Annotated in this window: 18 protein-coding genes, 1 tRNA gene and 1 riboswitch; of the genes, 8 read left to right on the top strand and 11 right to left on the bottom strand. The window is 51.0% G+C overall.

Annotated elements, in window-relative coordinates:
* Positions 1-99: 99 nt before the first annotated feature.
* Complete coding sequence (locus ACYQ8U_RS18650; protein ID WP_459947071.1) at positions 100-360, top strand: transposase; 261 nt, start codon at positions 100-102, stop codon at positions 358-360.
* Positions 361-652: 292 nt separating this feature from the next.
* Complete coding sequence (locus tag ACYQ8U_RS18645; protein WP_459947070.1) at positions 653-823, top strand: hypothetical protein; 171 nt, start codon at positions 653-655, stop codon at positions 821-823.
* A gap of 340 nt (positions 824-1,163) precedes the next feature.
* On the opposite strand, the gene ACYQ8U_RS18640 is transcribed toward ACYQ8U_RS18645, so the two are convergent.
* Positions 1,164-1,607: a PIN domain-containing protein gene (locus ACYQ8U_RS18640; RefSeq protein ID WP_459947069.1), complete on the bottom strand. Its 444-nt coding sequence runs from the start codon at positions 1,605-1,607 to the stop codon at positions 1,164-1,166.
* Positions 1,604-1,846: a DUF6364 family protein gene (locus ACYQ8U_RS18635; protein WP_459947068.1), complete on the bottom strand. Its 243-nt coding sequence runs from the start codon at positions 1,844-1,846 to the stop codon at positions 1,604-1,606. Before ACYQ8U_RS18635 ends, ACYQ8U_RS18640 begins: the two co-directional genes overlap by 4 nt.
* 142 nt (positions 1,847-1,988) lie before the next feature.
* Between ACYQ8U_RS18635 and ACYQ8U_RS18630 the strand changes: the two genes are divergently transcribed.
* Positions 1,989-2,963 carry a transposase gene (locus ACYQ8U_RS18630; RefSeq protein ID WP_459947067.1) on the top strand — a complete coding sequence of 325 codons (975 nt, stop codon included), beginning with the start codon at positions 1,989-1,991 and terminating at the stop codon, positions 2,961-2,963.
* Between the two features lie 19 nt (positions 2,964-2,982).
* Here the strand turns inward: ACYQ8U_RS18630 and ACYQ8U_RS18625 are convergent, their stop codons facing one another.
* Positions 2,983-4,104 (bottom strand): Fic family protein, encoded by a 1,122-nt coding sequence (locus ACYQ8U_RS18625; RefSeq protein ID WP_459947066.1) that lies wholly within the window; start codon positions 4,102-4,104, stop codon positions 2,983-2,985.
* Positions 4,105-4,571: 467 nt separating this feature from the next.
* Here ACYQ8U_RS18625 and ACYQ8U_RS18620 point away from each other — a divergent pair, with 467 nt between their 5' ends.
* Together ACYQ8U_RS18620 and ACYQ8U_RS18615 are read left to right on the top strand one after the other, a co-directional pair.
* A complete protein-coding gene (locus ACYQ8U_RS18620; protein WP_459947065.1) occupies positions 4,572-5,987 on the top strand; it encodes an NfeD family protein in 1,416 nt (471 codons plus the stop codon).
* 1 nt (position 5,988) lies between these two features.
* Positions 5,989-6,774 (top strand): slipin family protein, encoded by a 786-nt coding sequence (locus ACYQ8U_RS18615; protein ID WP_459947064.1) that lies wholly within the window; start codon positions 5,989-5,991, stop codon positions 6,772-6,774.
* A gap of 73 nt (positions 6,775-6,847) precedes the next feature.
* Here ACYQ8U_RS18615 and ACYQ8U_RS18610 read toward each other — a convergent pair whose 3' ends face one another.
* The gene (locus tag ACYQ8U_RS18610; protein ID WP_459947063.1) at positions 6,848-7,066 is read right to left on the bottom strand and encodes a hypothetical protein; all 219 of its coding nucleotides are present in this window, start codon (positions 7,064-7,066) and stop codon (positions 6,848-6,850) included.
* Between the two features lie 228 nt (positions 7,067-7,294).
* On the opposite strand from ACYQ8U_RS18610, the gene ACYQ8U_RS18605 reads away from it, so the two are divergent.
* Both ACYQ8U_RS18605 and ACYQ8U_RS18600 read left to right on the top strand, forming a co-directional pair.
* Positions 7,295-7,528 (top strand): AbrB/MazE/SpoVT family DNA-binding domain-containing protein, encoded by a 234-nt coding sequence (locus ACYQ8U_RS18605; RefSeq protein ID WP_459947062.1) that lies wholly within the window; start codon positions 7,295-7,297, stop codon positions 7,526-7,528.
* A complete protein-coding gene (locus ACYQ8U_RS18600; protein ID WP_459947061.1) occupies positions 7,525-7,941 on the top strand; it encodes a type II toxin-antitoxin system VapC family toxin in 417 nt (138 codons plus the stop codon). Before ACYQ8U_RS18605 ends, ACYQ8U_RS18600 begins: the two co-directional genes overlap by 4 nt.
* Before the next feature lie 105 nt (positions 7,942-8,046).
* On the opposite strand, the gene ACYQ8U_RS18595 is transcribed toward ACYQ8U_RS18600, so the two are convergent.
* The 3 genes from ACYQ8U_RS18595 to hemC all read right to left on the bottom strand — a co-directional run bounded on the left by ACYQ8U_RS18595 (position 8,047) and on the right by hemC (position 9,805).
* Positions 8,047-8,123 (bottom strand) — tRNA-Pro (locus ACYQ8U_RS18595).
* Between the two features lie 211 nt (positions 8,124-8,334).
* Positions 8,335-8,481, bottom strand: coding sequence for a hypothetical protein (locus tag ACYQ8U_RS18590; protein WP_459947060.1), 147 nt, complete (start codon positions 8,479-8,481; stop codon positions 8,335-8,337).
* Between the two features lie 151 nt (positions 8,482-8,632).
* Positions 8,633-8,820: riboswitch (cobalamin riboswitch) on the bottom strand.
* 52 nt (positions 8,821-8,872) lie between these two features.
* Positions 8,873-9,805 (bottom strand): hydroxymethylbilane synthase, encoded by a 933-nt coding sequence (hemC, locus tag ACYQ8U_RS18585; protein WP_459947059.1) that lies wholly within the window; start codon positions 9,803-9,805, stop codon positions 8,873-8,875.
* Between the two features lie 199 nt (positions 9,806-10,004).
* Between hemC and ACYQ8U_RS18580 the strand changes: the two genes are divergently transcribed.
* Positions 10,005-10,751, top strand: a complete 747-nt coding sequence (locus ACYQ8U_RS18580) for an endonuclease/exonuclease/phosphatase family protein (RefSeq protein WP_459947058.1) — start codon at positions 10,005-10,007, stop codon at positions 10,749-10,751.
* On the opposite strand, the gene ACYQ8U_RS18575 is transcribed toward ACYQ8U_RS18580, so the two are convergent.
* From ACYQ8U_RS18575 to ACYQ8U_RS18560, 4 genes are all read right to left on the bottom strand, one after another.
* On the bottom strand, positions 10,709-12,193 hold the full coding sequence (locus ACYQ8U_RS18575) for a sensor histidine kinase (protein ID WP_459947057.1): 1,485 nt from the start codon (positions 12,191-12,193) through the stop codon (positions 10,709-10,711). The genes ACYQ8U_RS18580 and ACYQ8U_RS18575 overlap by 43 nt on opposite strands.
* Complete coding sequence (locus tag ACYQ8U_RS18570) at positions 12,174-12,848, bottom strand: winged helix-turn-helix domain-containing protein (protein WP_459947056.1); 675 nt, start codon at positions 12,846-12,848, stop codon at positions 12,174-12,176. Before ACYQ8U_RS18570 ends, ACYQ8U_RS18575 begins: the two co-directional genes overlap by 20 nt.
* 18 nt (positions 12,849-12,866) lie before the next feature.
* Positions 12,867-13,631 carry a peptidoglycan editing factor PgeF gene (gene pgeF / locus ACYQ8U_RS18565; protein WP_459947055.1) on the bottom strand — a complete coding sequence of 255 codons (765 nt, stop codon included), beginning with the start codon at positions 13,629-13,631 and terminating at the stop codon, positions 12,867-12,869.
* A 151-nt stretch (positions 13,632-13,782) separates the two neighbouring features.
* Positions 13,783-15,315 (bottom strand): DUF3373 family protein, encoded by a 1,533-nt coding sequence (locus tag ACYQ8U_RS18560; RefSeq protein ID WP_459947054.1) that lies wholly within the window; start codon positions 15,313-15,315, stop codon positions 13,783-13,785.
* Positions 15,316-15,373: the final 58 nt, after the last annotated feature.

The following is a 15,373-nucleotide window of genomic DNA, read 5'->3' as shown; positions in this document are numbered from 1 at the left end:
CTTTATCCTTGACAGAAAATAGAAAATAGGAAAATAGGGAAAATAGGGGTCAAATCTTTATCCTTGACATTTAATTTTCAAACAAAGTATCCTCTTACCATGGCCAGAGCATTACGAATTCAATATCCCGGGGCGCTGTATCATGTCACCAATCGTGGCAATGAGCGCAGTGCCGTTTTCAAAGATGATGTTGACAGGAATGCGTTCTTAAATATTCTCTCTCATTCGATACATACCTATGGCGTCATCCTGCACAGTTTTGTGCTGATGGATAATCATTGGCACATCCTGGCCCAAACCCCCTTGGGCAACCTTAGCGAATTCATGAAAGCGAAATCGGGGTCAAATCTTTATCCTTGACATTTAATTTTCAAATAAAGTATCCTCTTACCATGGCCAGAGCCTTCGCAAGGGCATTCTCAAACAAATTCTAGGGGGGGGAATCGGGGTCAGGGGAATCGGGGTCAAATCTTTATCCTTGACAAACAATTTTCAACTAAAGAACAAAACAGGGTCAAATCTTTATCCTTGACATTTAATTTTCAATTAAAGTATTCTCTTACCTTGGCCAGAGCCTTCGCAAGGGCATTCTCAAACAAATTCCTAATGACTTTTTTCCGGTTGGCCTACCTTTACCATTCAAGACCTTTACATGCTGACAGAAATGAGCTACAATGTAGCCCAAAAGGGGGTGTTTACAATGGCAACTAATACAACCGTTCGCGCAAGGATTGACGGCAAGTTAAAAAATGGTGCAGAACGGCAAAACGGGGTCGGCAAAACCAAGGAATGGTGGGGTCAAATCTTTATCCTTGATATTTAATTTTCAAATAAAGTATCCTCTTACCATGGCCAGAGCCTTCGCAAGGGCATTCTCAAACAAATTCCTAATGACTTTTTTCCGGTTGGCCTACCTTTACCATTCAAGACCTTTACATGCTGACAGAAATGAGCTACGGCAGGAGGAGATGGGGTCAAATCTTTATCCTTGACATTTAATTTTCAACTAAAATACCCCCGTATCCATGGCCAGAGCATGACAAATTCAACACCTTTTACGCTTTATCATGTCCCAAATCGTGGCAATGAGCACGATACCGTTTTCAAGGCCAAGGTGGACAACATAAGCCGGCTCATCGTATGTATAAGCGGAGGTGTCAAGGTTAAGGATTTACCCCTCCCTTTCTTTTATTTAATAATTCCATAGTGCTAATTAAATCAGCAGGACTAAAAGTCGGAAGTTTTGATTTTTTGAAATCAGAAATATTCCTTGTAACAATATATTCAGCCCCTGTATGGATTGCAGACTCATGAAGAACAGCATCCTCGAAATCTTTGAATTTCGATTTGACAGCACCTTCAAGAACAACTCGATTGACAGGCGCTATGACAAAGAGAGCAAGCAGAGTTTGAATATGGCGGGAAGCAGCTTGAGAACCAAGTGATTTGCTGATGAGATAATAAATCGTTGTTATAGTGGTTGCGCATACAAAACCTATGATTTCAGACCGTTCCACTAAGGACATTAAGAACGCCGCATCGTTGGAAAAGGGCTCTCTGTCTAAAAGAACGTCTATAATGACATTTGTATCAAAGAGGATTTTCATAAATATTTTTCTTCTAAATATTTATGAAAATCCTTCTCATCAACGAAATTTCCTCTCAAGACTCCCTTGAGGGAGAGGACTGCCGGAGTTATCGGAAAATCTTTCTCAAATTTTTCATTTTTCATCATTTCAAATAGATCTGCGACTATCTGAGACACGGACTTCCCCGTCTTTGCCGAATATTGCTTAGCGTATTCAATGAGATTATCATCCATTCTCAAAGTTAATTTGGTATTCATACACAAGCCTCCTTTACATTGCGACGTATAGTATATTTTTATATGTACGCCAGCTTCCAAAGGATGTCAATTGCAATCTTCGGGACGTGGGGTCAAATCTTTACCCTTGACAAACAATTTTTAAATAAAGTATCCTCTTACCATGGCCAGAGCATTACGAATTCAATATCCCGGGGCGCTGTATCATGTCACCAATCGTGGCAATGAGCGCAGTGCCGTTTTCAAGGATGATGTTGACAGGAATCAGTTCTTAAATATTCTCTCTCATTCGATACATACCTATGGCGTCATCCTGCACAGTTTTGTGCTGATGGATAATCATTGGCACATCCTGGCCCAAACCCCCTTGGGCAATCTTAGCGAATTCATGCGCCACTTCAATATCACCTACACCTCGCACTATAATCGCCGACATAAACGAGTCGGGCATCTCTACCAGGGACGGTACAAAAGTTTCCTCGTTGAATTCGATTCTTACCTCTCCAAAGTCTCACGCTATATTCATTTAAACCCGGTAAAGGTATCAGAGAGGCAAAAGATGCCGGTTGACAGACAACTGGAATATCTCTGGGCTTACAAATGGAGCAGCCTTCCAGGATATATCGGCATAAAAAATACGCTTAATTTTGTCGAATATAAAACTGTTCTTGCCGAATACGGTGGTGACACCCAGAATGGAAAGATGGAATATAAGAAACAGATAATCGACGATCTGACAGCCGGGGTGCCGGTCCGGGAACAGATTGTCGGCCAAACCATTCTCGGCAGTAAAAAATTTGTCTCTTGGGTGAAGGAAAAATATATTGCCAATGAAAAGGACCGGGAGAGACCGGATATCCAAAAAATTCATCGATTTTTGTCCATGGATGCCGTGTTGGCAATTGTCGAGCAAGAAACGGGCATCAGCCAAGTCCTCCTTGCAACCGGAACAACAAGACAGATAGTCATGACCGCCCTTTATAACTTTGCAGGTCTCAATAACCGGGAGATAGGCGATATTTTGGGGGTAGATTACTCCACGGTCAGCCAAGCCAGAAAACGTCTGCGGGACAGGTCTGATAAGGACAGCAACATAAGCCGGCTTATCGGACGGATAAGCGGGAAGTGTCAAGGTTAAAGATTTGACCCTTTCCGCTCTAAACTCTGACAAGTTTCATTAACGGCTCAAAAGAATAGAGAGCAGGTCTGCGCCCAGATGCTTCTTCCAGGGTCAGAATTATTTCTTTTTCTAAAAGTATCCTTGTAAATCGAGCGGCAGACGCTGCTGGGATACCACTACCCGCAGTGAATTTGTTGTTTCTAAAAACTGGGTTTGTAAACACGAAATCCAATGCATTGACGCTCCACTTTGAGGAGAGTGCATTAAAAAAGACGGTTTTCATCTCTTCATAAAGGCTCCTTATGTTCTCTGCAATGGACAGATTTCTAATAGCTTGCTGTTCTACAGCTCCCAGAAAAAAAGCACTCCAACTTTCCCAGTCTCCATGCTCGGAAACATTCCTCATTGTATCAACATAAATATCTTTATTTTCCTCCAAGTACCCACTTATATAGAAGTGTGGCGCAGATATTGTTCCATATTTCCAGAGCATCAACGTTATCAACATACGTCCAATACGACCATTACCGTCTTTAAATGGATGTAATGCCTCAAATTCAACATGGGTAATACCTGTTTTGACTAATGCCGGATGTGTGCCGTGGTCTATATATTGAAAGAGCTTATCCAATCCATCCTGTAGTTTTTCCGGGGAAATAGGAATAAATAATATTTTCTTCTTTAACTTATCGGCTAAGTAGTTTTGCTCGTTCTTAAACTTACCCGGCGATTTTAAAGCACCACGTCCAAAAGACAGTAAGCGTTGATGGATGCCCTTGATAAGAGATTGGGTCAGAGGATATCCCTCCTCCATTGCTTTTTGTGTAGCCTTCAAGGCCCTCTGATACAGAATGGTTTCGATGACTTCGGATCTTACATTTGTTGTGTTCTCTATTTCCGCATCATGGTCAGCCTCATATTTTAAAATTTCATCCATGGTACTTACTGTACCTTCCATTCTTGAGGAGATAACAGCCTCTTGATTACGCAGAGGAGCTAGCAGTACTTCGCTATTATGCATATTTTTTAACATCTGATCATAGCGAGCTACTGCATCGGTTGCTTTTATTAATGGCTCGACAAATTGCCCATAATCCAGCTTTTCTGGGGGAAATTTGTCATAATGATAGTCGATAGCATTTTCTAAACTTAATTCCATATTCGGCTCCTTGCTCTATTGATGTATATATTTTCACAAAAATTAACGACAAAACAGTTAATCGTCAATATTTTTTTATATTTGAGAGAATAAACACGTTGAGTCGCAATAATTGAGCTCAAACCGATTTGTCTCTCATAATTTTGCTTTTTCAAGAGACAAATACGATAGGCATTAAGGGATTCAACTCAAATCAACTTGGCCATCATTTGATGTACTTTTTGAGAAACAACAGGCGCTACAATCGGTCTTAAATCACTTTCAACATCCATTGTGGAGCAGCAATCCATACCCCCTGCAAAAGAGTACAACTGACACAATTGATGACAGTGGTTATAATTACAGGATAAACGGTGACACGGAGTGCAATGTGATGCAGGGTAAAGAGAGTACCTTTATTCCTCTTGACACCAACCCCCTGAAGAGCAAAACACTCGTATACCCGGGACCTGTAATGGAGGTATCTGATGCCTGGAGCCGTCGTCAAAACAATAAAAGGTTCTGCACAGTTGATTTGGGTCCGCTATCTCCTCCTGCTTATTGCCGTTCTCACTCTCAGCCTTCCTTCTCATCCATTACTACTATTGGCAGGCGAACCCTCCTCCCAGGCTGTGGTTCTGGACATCCAGGGAGCCATCAGCCCGGCGACAAGTGACTATATAAGAAAGGGTATGGGCAAAGCGGCCGACGTTCTGGCCGACCTGGTGATTGTGCAGATGGACACACCGGGCGGCCTTGACCGCTCGATGCGCGATATCATTCAGATGATTCTTGCCTCGCCCATTCCTGTGGTCAGCTACGTGGCCCCGGCTGGTGCCAGGGCGGCCAGCGCCGGAACCTATATCCTCTATGCCAGCCATGTCGCGGCAATGGCTCCGGCGACAAATCTCGGCGCAGCCACGCCGATCAGTATCGGCGGGCTGCCGGGATCACCCAGGCCTGAGGAAGGGGAAAAAAAGCAGGACAAGGACGAGCTGCCGACCGATGATGCCGCCACCCTGAAGAGAAAAGTGATCAATGACGCCTCGGCCTATATCAAGGCCCTGGCCGAGCGACACGGCCGCAATGCCGACTGGGCGGTACGGGCGGTTCGTGAAGCGGTCAGTCTGTCGGCGGAAGAAGCCCTGCGGTTGCAGGTCATCGATTTTGTCGCCACGGACCTGCCGCATCTGCTGCATCAGCTGGATGGCCATGAGATACGCCTTGATGCCGGCGTGCAGCGTCTCTCGACAAAGGAGATGACCCTGACCAGGATCGAGCCAAGCTGGCGCTACCGGCTGCTGGCGGTGATCAGCGATCCCAATGTTGCCTATTTTCTGCTGCTGCTCGGCTTCTATGGGCTTATTTACGAACTGGCCAATCCCGGCGTCTTCCTGCCGGGCGTCGCCGGTGGCATCTGTTTACTGCTGGCTTTTTACGCCTTCCAGATTCTGCCGATCAACTACAGCGGGCTGGCCTTGATTCTGCTCGGCATCACTCTGTTGATCAGCGAGGCCTTTATCCCCAGTTTCGGCTCGCTCGGCATCGGCGGCATCGTCGCCTTTGCCATCGGTTCGCTGATCCTGATCGATGATGCAAGCCTGCGCATTTCCCTGTCGGTGATCATCAGCACCACCGGCATGTCGGCCCTGTTTATCCTGCTGCTGCTCGGCCGCATGTTGAGCCTGAGGAAGACAAAAGTCCGCACCGGCGAAGAGGCTCTTATCGGCATGATCGGCGAAGCGGCGCAGGATTTTACCGGCGAAGGGCGGATCCTGCTGCTTGGCGAGTCCTGGTCGGCCAAAAGCCCGGCAGACGAACATTTCAGCAAAGGCGCCAAGGTAAGAATTACTGCCCGCAAGGGGCTGGAACTGACGGTGGACAAAATAAGGGAGGACCCATGAGATGACTATCTATCCATATATGCAGTACCTGGTACCGATAAGCCTGCTCATCGCTTTTATCGTGCTTTCTTTTCGCATAGTCGCCGAATACGAACGGCTGGTGATTCTTTTTCTCGGCCGCTTCCAGACGGTAAAAAAACCGGGGCTGAGGATTGTCGTGCCCGGCATCCAGCGCGCCTTTCGTGTCGACCTTCGGGTGGTGACCATGGATATCCCGCCGCAGGATGTTATCTCCAAAGACAACGTCACCGTCCGGGTCAATGCGGTGCTCTACTTCCGGGTGGTCGATCCGGAACGAGCGATCATCCAGGTGGAGGAATTCCTTGTGGCGACCAACCAGCTGGCGCAAACCACCCTGCGCTCGGTACTCGGCCAGCATGAGCTGGACGAAATGCTCTCCGAACGGGAAAGGTTAAACGACAGCATCCAGGAAATAATCGACAAGCGGACCGACGCCTGGGGCATCAAGGTGATCAATGTCGAGATCAAGCACATCGACCTCAATGATACCATGATCAGGGCCATTGCCAGACAGGCAGAGGCGGAACGGGAAAGACGGGCCAAGGTCATCCATGCCGAGGGCGAATATCAGGCCGCGGAAAAATTACTGGCCGCCGCCGAAATTATCTCACAGAACCCGCAGGCCCTGCAACTGCGCTATCTGCAGACCTTAAACGACATCTCCTCGAGCCAGAATTCGAGCACGATTGTTTTTCCCTTCCCGGTGGACATGATGCAGTCACTTATCGGCAAAAGTGGGGAGATTAAGGAGGCTGCGGAGAAATAAATGGCTTTTTCTTTATCCGGGGACACGATGGTCGTCCACATCGTGTCTCCGGACAAAAAGAATTAGTATAACGCTATCTTGCCGCATGCCTGCCAAGGTTTTCAACATAATAATCAATAGCCTTGGTTATAAATTTTGACCGGTCAAGGCCGTCGCTTTGCTTTATTATATCGGCAATGGTGTCCAGTCTATCCACCGGCAGCATCACGTTGACCCGTTTTTTCGGGCTGTAGTCTTCCATGATCTTTTCATTGGGAACCAGCGGAAAAACGACCTCCCCCTCTTTCGCCACGGCCTTAACCTCTTCGTAGGTACTTGGCGCTTGATACTCGCGCCCCTTGCGCTCGACTACCAGTAACCCGCTTAACGCATCAATAGCCTTCCAGTGAGGAAAAAGGGGTCAGTTTTGTGTTGATGGATAGCATTGCGACCCTCTCCTTCCGCTTTCCTTCTGCTCTTGACACACTCATTTTCTTACCTTACATTGAAAAGGTAAGAAAAATTCTTCAAAAGGTGCATCATGCAAACTGTCATATCATCAAAGTTTCAAACCACCATTCCTAAAAAAATCAGAGAGCAACTCTCTCTTTCTGTGAGTGACACCCTGGAATGGGAAGTGGAAGATGGTCGTATAATTGTGACCTCTGCCCAGTCCGATTTTTTGAAATACAAAAACTCAATTCCAGTGGGGCCCGGTGATATTCAAGAGGATATTCAACAGGCAAGAAAGAAACGGGCGAACAGGTACGCATGAAAAAAATCATTATTGACACCAACTGCCTGATTTCATTTGTAAGCGATCGCAATGCCGATCAGCAGGAAAAAATCGCCGCGCTCTTCAACAAAACCAAACAGTTAAAAAGTGGAGTAATATGCCATCATCATGTTATCAGTGAGTTTGTTTATGTCCTGACCAGCGTATACTCATTAAAAGCTGACAAGGTGCAGCAGATGGTTGCAGACCTGATATCCATGCCTGGAGTGACGTATACATCTGATGTGGATATGCACATGCTTCTTTCGCTCTGGCCGAAAAGTATTCCGGATTACGGTGATGCCGTTCTTGCGGCATATTGCAAAAAAACAAAAGGAACGTCCATTGCCACATTTGATAAAAAATTCCACAACGCTTTAATCAGCGCCGGCTTGACCATTGTACAACTATGAGTGACTTGAAAAAATATATAGATAAACGAATTCGGTCGATCAAATCAGCGTGGAAAACAGTAACGAAGAAAGGGTTTCAGACGATTGCCTGAAACCCTTTAAAATTGGTCGGGAAGAGAGGATTTGAACCTCCGACCCCAGCGTCCCGAACGCTGTGCTCTACCAGACTGAGCCACTCCCCGACAGAGTGATTTTTTTGGTTGGTCCTTTCGGAATGTGTTTTGTGAATTAGCACAGTCCGCGTGACATGTCCAGCCATTTTTTTGCTAAACGTTCACCGGCACCGAAATAATCCACAATCGTGTTATAGACCAGGAGGCGGTAATTTTCCTGCACAGTAAAACGGAAAAGAGCCCGCCGGTCAACTGCAACCGGCGGACTCCCGTGGCCTTATCAGCTCTTTTTCACCCCGTTCGGGCAAACGGCAAGGGGTGCGGGTTTCAGCAATTTTGCCCAGAACCGCAGCACATCCTGAAAGGCATCCCAGTCTTTTACGGCCAGCATCGTCTGTTTCGTGTACGCCAGTTCTCTTTTGTCCATGTACGCATCCTCCAAATTTTAGACAGTTTTGATCCGGCGACAAAAAAGGCCCCCGGACCAAAGAGTTTGGTCCGGGGGCCCTGATTTCACCACAGACATACGCTTTAGCGCTCACGGGGTGAGCGCTCTTTCTCCCTGATCCGCGGGGAGAACAGCATCAATTGTCAAGGCAGGTATTCTGACTTCCGGATCTACCTACAAATCGCGCCTTCCCGTAGTATTCTCAGTGGCTCAAGCGATTTTCGTCCCCGGTCACAGCGGCGGGCCCGTCCCGGATTTACACCGGGTTCCCTCTGGTCGTGCTTCTGGTCTTGCGACACCCTGACATCTCTTTTTCTATCCTGAAAGCAGGCCCGCGTCAAGAGGAGAGTCAGGGCGGCGGGAGAGACACCTACGCTTCACTCTGCAAGCGCCTGATTTCAGCGAGCATCTCCCGCCCGCCGTTATCTAGAATATATTCGCCGACGGCCCTGCCGAGAACTTCCGGCTCACGCGCAGAGCCTGTTGCCGTCCGCCGCAAAATTCTGCCGCCGTCAAGCCCGGCCAGCCCGGCGGTAAGGGTCAGTTCGTCGCCGTCGACGACGGCGTAGCCAAAGGCCGGAATACTGCAGCCGCCTTCGAGTTTTTTCAGAAAGGCCCGCTCGGCGAGCAGACAGACCTCGCTGAGCGGATTATTCAGACATGCCCGGATCTTCTCCAATTTCCCGGCCTCGAGCGTGGTGGCCGCTTCGATGGCGATACACCCCTGGCCCACCGGCGGGACAAACTGCTGCTCGTCAAACTCCATGACGATCATGTCGCCGTAGCCCATCCGCTTGACTCCGGCGTAGGCGAGCATCAGCGCATCGCAGTGACCATCCTGCATCTTTTTGATCCGCGTCTGCAGGTTGCCGCGCATTTCGACGATGGCGACATGGGGATAATAGTGCTTGAGAAAGGCCCTGCGGCGCACCGACGAGGTCCCGACCACCAGGGGCCGGGTGCTGTCGGCTATATCGATGGAGTCGTCCAGGCTGACCAGCACATCATTGACCTTTTCCCGCTCGGTGAAGGCAATAAGGCGAAACTGTTCCGGTAACTGCGACTGCATGTCCTTGGCGCTGTGTACGGCGATGTCGGTCATGCCGCCGGCCAGCTGCTCCTCGAGCTCGACGGTAAACACCCCTTTACTGCCGATCTTGGCAATGGACGTGTCGAGTACCTTGTCACCAATGGTCTCCATGGAGCTGATCTCCGTCGCCATTCCTGCACCGTTCAGATAACCGGCGACCGTCTCGGTCTGCCACATGGCCAGCTTACTTTTCCGTGTTCCAATTTTTATCATAACATTATTCCAAATACGTATCCGATATACTCAATTAGTCTTTCTTTTATAATCCTAGCCGGTTATTGATTTCCGTTCGGTTTTTTTCCAAGAAAACCTCAAACCAGCAGACTACAACATAACCGGCTTTGCCGAAATGACAATTTACATCCATTTCTTTCGGTCAACCATTGCCTGATATGGTGCAAATCAGTATCATATGCACATGCGACTACTTCTTTACAACATACGTTACGGTACCGGTCATAAAGCCGGGTACCACCTGCCGCTCCCTTTTGCCGGGTTTTTCAAACGGACCAGCGTCAACCTCGAGCGGATCATCAGCTTCATCGCGGCGGTGAATCCGGATATCGTCGCCCTGGTGGAAGTCGACTCCGGCTCCTATCGCAGCGGCAACCTCTGCCAGGCACAGAGCATCGCCGACACCCTGGGCTATAATTATATCGTCGAAAGCAAGTATAACCTCCACTCCCTGGCGCACAAGGTTCCGGTGCTGCGCCAGCAGTCCAATGCCCTGCTGACCAAACAGAGTATAGAGAATTTTCATTTTCACTATTTCGAGCAGGGCGTCAAGCGACTGGTCATTCAGACCGACCTGCAGGCCGTCGCCGTTTTCATCGTTCATCTGTCGCTGAAATACCGCCACCGGCAGAACCAGCTTGAAAAACTGCACGACCTCATCCAGGAAACCGACAAGGAGGTGATCATTGCCGGTGACTTCAACACCTTCTGGGGCAGCCGGGAACTGAATCTTTTCCTCGCCGCGACCGCACTGAAAAACGCCAACCTGACCAATATGCCATCCCACCCAAGCCACGCGCCGTTGCGGCAGATTGATTTCATCCTGCACAGCTCCGGCATCCGCATCGATAATTTTTATATTCCCGACATACGTTTGTCCGATCATTCTCCGCTGATCTGTGATTTTTCCTGCGTGCTGAGCTGACCAACAGCTTGACCGGCAGCTTGACCAATCAGCTGGCCGACAGGCAGGCGGACTTCAAAGCAGCTGCCCTGGTGCAGCCGGCTCGACACGGAAGCGATACCCCGATGCGCGGCGATGACCGCATGGACATAGCTGAGGCCGAGGCCGAGGCCTTTCTGCGATCGGCTGCGATCGCCGCGGTAGAGACGCTCCCAGATCCGGCCCTGTTCACTCTCGGAAATACCCATGCCGTTGTCGGCAAAGGTGACAACCACCTCCCCGCCGACCACCTGCCCAACAATTTTCACCCAGCCGCCTTCCTTGCCGTACTTAATGGCGTTGTCGAGAAGATTGGCCCATACCTGGGAGATGCGGGTACTGTCAACGTGTGCCGGCAGCGCCTGGGCCACCTCCAGCTGCACCGCCACCTGCTTCTCTTCGGCGACGTATTCGTACAGCGTCACCACCTGCTGCAGAGTCGAGGTGAGATCACAGCCCTGCAATTCGAGTCGCATGGTCCCTGATTCCGCCTCGGCGACGCTCATCATGATCTTCAGCATGGCCAGCACCCGATCGGACTCTTCCAGGCAGTCGGACAGCGCCTCGTGCAGCCGCCAGGTGTCATTTTCCGCCTGCAACCCATACTCGGCAACGGAGCGCAGCCTGGTCATCGGCGTGCGCAGGTCGTGGGCGACGTTGTCCAGGGATTGCTGCATCTCCGACACCAGCCGGCGGTTCTGCCGGATGAGCTGGTTGATCTGGCCGTACAGGCGGTCCAGCTCCGGCCCGTTGCCCTGTTCCGCCAGCAGTCCGGCCTTTGGCCGCTGGATAAGCTCGGCAATTTTCTCCCTGGTGACGATCAACGGCGCAAGGCTGCGTTTAATAAACAGCAGGGCCAGCGGCCAGAGCAGAAACGCGCTGCCGCCAATGATGCCCAGTGTCGCGCGCAGCAGCTGGTGATAAAGACCATAACCGGCCCGGCCATCCATGCCCGCCTGAATGACCACGCCGTCATCATAGCGCCGGACGATAAGGGTCAGGATGCGTTGTTCCTCGCCCGTCCCCACCGGTAGCCACACGCCGCTGCGCTCCGGCGACAGGTCGATCAATCCCTTGAAACTGAGCGCCCCGGCCTGCTCGCCGACCACGACCATCTGGTCGCCGCCCTGGATGATGCGCAGGAAAACCAGCCCCCCCGGCAGAGGCTCCGGCTGGGGAAAAGCCGAGCCAAGCGAAGAACCCCACGAAGAACCAATCAGGCGACTGGCCGAGCGGTGCGAGGCAAGATAGCCATCGAGCATCCTCTCGATCTGGTCCCGCTCCTTGGTCTGCAGGTGGCTGCGCACACTGAACAGATACACCAGTGCCAGCAGGATCCCTCCGACCCAGAGAAGGAGAAACAGTGGCAGCGCTTTCCTGGCGCGGGACCAGGAGAAATCCTCTCTAGTCAGCTTTAAGAACATAGCCCACGCCCCTGACGGTATGGATCATCTTGTCCGCAAAGTCCTTATCGACCTTATTGCGCAGACGGCAGACCAGCACATCAACGACGTTGGTCTGCGGATCAAAGGCGTAGTCATAGACCCGTTCGAGGATCGAGGTCTTGGACAGGACAATGCCCGGATTGTGCATCATGTATTCCAGAAGGGCATATTCCTTGGCCGGCAGCTCAATTTTTTCGCCGTCTCTGACTACCTCATGCTTGAGCAGATCCATCTCCAGCTTGCCCACGGTGAGAAACATCGGCTTGGTATTTTTCTTGTCCCGCCGGATAAGGGCCTGGACCCGGGCGAGCAGCTCGCTGAAGGAAAAGGGCTTGACCATATAGTCGTCGCCGCCCCGCTGCAACCCCTGGATGCGGTCATCGACGGATTGCCGGGCGCTGAGGATGAGCACCGGGGTATTGACCTCTTCGGCGCGCATGGTTTCGATAACGCTCAGGCCATCGCGATACGGCAGCATCAGATCGATGACCGCGGCGTCGTGGCTGGCGGTCAAGGCACATTCCAGGCCCGACTGGCCATCAGCGCATCTGTCGACACTAAAACCTGCTTCCTTTAAGCCCTTCTCGATAAAGGAGGCAATTTTCACATCGTCTTCAATCAGTAAAATACGCATGGTGTTTCGGAAAAGAGTTCACGCTGATTTATCTTGGAGAGCAATCACCGAACAGTTTCTGCCGGTCAGCCCATTATGCAGGCGGCTCGCCCGCCGATAGGAAAAATAATCATCACTGCAGCAGGTGCACATGTTAGCCGTCGCGATACGCGCATCGGACATGCCCGCACGGAGCAGCTGATGCCTGCTGATGCGCCAGAAATCAAAATAATTTCTTCGGACCATGAATTGCTCAAACTCGGGAGGCAGCTCCCGGCGGTAATTGACGAATTCGGCGCAGCAGGGTCCGAGAGAAGGGCTGATGACCGCCTGGACATCCGCCGGTACGGTGGCATAGTTTTGCGCCATGACCTGAAGCACCTGTGGAAGGATACCCTGCACACTGCCCCGCCAGCCGCAATGCACGGCGGCGATCACCTGGTGCACCGGGTCAAAGAGCAGGACCGCCTGGCAGTCGGCCTGCTGGATCATCAGGCCGACACCCGGCCGATCGGTGATCAGGGCGTCAAACCCGTCGACCTCTCGGTTGTCGGTCAAGGGCTCGGTCAGACAGAAGATGCCGGTGTCATGCACCTGCCTGGCCGACAGGATATGGGCCACGGACAGCGCCGAGCGCACCTTTTCGCGATTCTCCCGCACGGCCTGTGGCAGATCGCCGACCTGCTCGCCGACGTTGAGCGAAGCATAGACGCCCCGGCTCACGCCGCCATGGCGATCGAACATGGCATATTTGCAGTGCCTGGCACCTTGTTCGGGAAACTGTTTAATATTTAAGTCTTGCATAACCATTCTCGACAGCCTTTCTTTTTAGCAAGCCGTTTTAAAACGACAATCCTCTTCAAGGTAAAGCAGGCACCGCCTGGTGGCAATAAAAAAGGGCCATGTTCATTGCTATGAACATGGCCCCTGGGCTTTCAGGTTGGAGCTTTACTGATTAGAAAAACGCCTCGAAGGTAAGATAGATCTGATCGGCGCTTTCCACCGGATCGAAACCATTTGGCATCACCGAATTTAACATCCCAATTGTCGCACTATCATCCAGATCAATGGGTTTCATATTCCAGTCGCCTGAACCGGAATAATCATACTCGTAGTGCTGATAGCCAAGGCGTACAAAGGTCTTGGCATATTTCGAGATAGCCTCGCCGGTCGGCAGATCCCAGATGGTGTAGATCTCATAGACCTGGCCTCTGGTGGCCAGCTTGGACTGGTAAATATCATCATGGCCCGGGGCCATGGCCAGCCAGTATTCCGAACCGTAGTTAAACTCGGCACCGAATTTCAAACCAACATTATCGAGATCATAGCGCACGCCGACGTAGGCCGAATAGCCGTTTTCCTTGTCGTCATTGTAATAAGTTGGGCTGAACGGATCGTTGAACAGACCACTGTCCGGCCGGGTCTGCGACCAGCCGCCGGAGATGAAGTAGTTCAAGCCGGCAATCTTATCCTGATAGACAGCGGCGGTATGCCAGACATCGCCAAGGTTTTCTCGGGGACCCATGCCAGACCCCATGGGAGGGGGTGCACCAAAATTTGCATTGATGATTGGATCCTGGAAATTGGGATAATTAAAGAGATCAAAGGCGAGAAAGCTCTGGATATAGGCAAAACGATCGCCTTTTTTCATGATATCCCAGCTCAGGCCGGCGAAATCGGTATCCTTAATGTTGGTCTCCTGATCCTCCAGACCGGCCTCAAAGCCTCGGCCATAGCAGAAGCGAATGCGACTGGAGCCAAGATCTTCCAGGCCCCAGTTCCAGGCGTAGCCCAGGGATATCCCGTCAAAGGGCCAGTCCATAAAGGCCATCGGCGTGGCCAGGCGCTCCTCATCATTCATTCTCATCTGGCCGGGAGGACCATCGGTGGTCGGCCGGCGGCCGATCGAGAACCACATCGGCAGGCCGCCGATATTGTTCCAGTTGACAAAAGCACGGTCAACATAGAGGGCACTGCTGCCGACAGGCGACCGGGCAATATTGCCATCGAAAAGCGGATACATCGCGCCACTGTCGTCAGTAAAGGCGGACTGGTTGCCCCAGGTCTTGTACATGGCCAGACGACCCTTAAACTCGACGTTTTCCGTCGCCTTGACGCGCATGTTCAGGCGGAAGCGGTTGGTCCACAGGGTGTCGTTATCGAGATCGCGGCCAAAGACCGTTTCGGCGTTGTAGAAATCCAATCGGCTGCGATAATCTCCGCTGAGATCAAAGCGGGAGATGAGGTCCCACGCTTCAGAACGTTCATCCATGTCCTCGACATCACTGCCAAGCTCTTCAACATTTTCCGCCAGCGCCTTGTTCTGGTCGGACTGGGCGGCCATCGCGCCACGCAGCTCCTCGAGTTGCCTGCTCAGCTCGTCGATCTTTTTCTCCAGGTCGGCGACATTCGCGTTGTCTTGGGCCATGCCCCACGTCGGCAGGGCGAGCATTCCGGCCAGTGCCATGACTGAAATTTTTTTCACCATTGTTTTTCCCCCAGGGTAATTGTTTCTACTTCCCGATTTTGTGTACCATTGCTTTCCG

This window comes from Desulfocastanea catecholica (assembly GCF_054657295.1).
The sequence above is the reverse complement of the archived record's forward strand: the minus strand, read 5'-3'. Positions and strand labels throughout refer to the sequence as shown.

Bases quoted from the DNA above. Each gene is read 5' to 3' on its own strand.
- ACYQ8U_RS18605 (WP_459947062.1), top strand. From the start codon at position 7,295: ATGCAAACTGTCATATCATCAAAGTTTCAAACCACCATTCCTAAAAAA.
- ACYQ8U_RS18635 (WP_459947068.1), bottom strand. From the start codon at position 1,846: ATGAATACCAAATTAACTTTGAGAATGGATGATAATCTCATTGAATAC.
- ACYQ8U_RS18650 (WP_459947071.1), top strand. From the start codon at position 100: ATGGCCAGAGCATTACGAATTCAATATCCCGGGGCGCTGTATCATGTC.
- ACYQ8U_RS18575 (WP_459947057.1), bottom strand. From the start codon at position 12,193: ATGTTCTTAAAGCTGACTAGAGAGGATTTCTCCTGGTCCCGCGCCAGG.
- ACYQ8U_RS18645 (WP_459947070.1), top strand. From the start codon at position 653: ATGCTGACAGAAATGAGCTACAATGTAGCCCAAAAGGGGGTGTTTACA.
- ACYQ8U_RS18590 (WP_459947060.1), bottom strand. From the start codon at position 8,481: ATGGACAAAAGAGAACTGGCGTACACGAAACAGACGATGCTGGCCGTA.
- ACYQ8U_RS18640 (WP_459947069.1), bottom strand. From the start codon at position 1,607: ATGAAAATCCTCTTTGATACAAATGTCATTATAGACGTTCTTTTAGAC.
- ACYQ8U_RS18620 (WP_459947065.1), top strand. From the start codon at position 4,572: ATGCCTGGAGCCGTCGTCAAAACAATAAAAGGTTCTGCACAGTTGATT.
- ACYQ8U_RS18615 (WP_459947064.1), top strand. From the start codon at position 5,989: ATGACTATCTATCCATATATGCAGTACCTGGTACCGATAAGCCTGCTC.
- ACYQ8U_RS18560 (WP_459947054.1), bottom strand. From the start codon at position 15,315: ATGGTGAAAAAAATTTCAGTCATGGCACTGGCCGGAATGCTCGCCCTG.
- ACYQ8U_RS18600 (WP_459947061.1), top strand. From the start codon at position 7,525: ATGAAAAAAATCATTATTGACACCAACTGCCTGATTTCATTTGTAAGC.
- pgeF (WP_459947055.1), bottom strand. From the start codon at position 13,631: ATGCAAGACTTAAATATTAAACAGTTTCCCGAACAAGGTGCCAGGCAC.
- hemC (WP_459947059.1), bottom strand. From the start codon at position 9,805: ATGATAAAAATTGGAACACGGAAAAGTAAGCTGGCCATGTGGCAGACC.
- ACYQ8U_RS18625 (WP_459947066.1), bottom strand. From the start codon at position 4,104: ATGGAATTAAGTTTAGAAAATGCTATCGACTATCATTATGACAAATTT.
- ACYQ8U_RS18570 (WP_459947056.1), bottom strand. From the start codon at position 12,848: ATGCGTATTTTACTGATTGAAGACGATGTGAAAATTGCCTCCTTTATC.
- ACYQ8U_RS18630 (WP_459947067.1), top strand. From the start codon at position 1,989: ATGGCCAGAGCATTACGAATTCAATATCCCGGGGCGCTGTATCATGTC.
- ACYQ8U_RS18580 (WP_459947058.1), top strand. From the start codon at position 10,005: ATGCACATGCGACTACTTCTTTACAACATACGTTACGGTACCGGTCAT.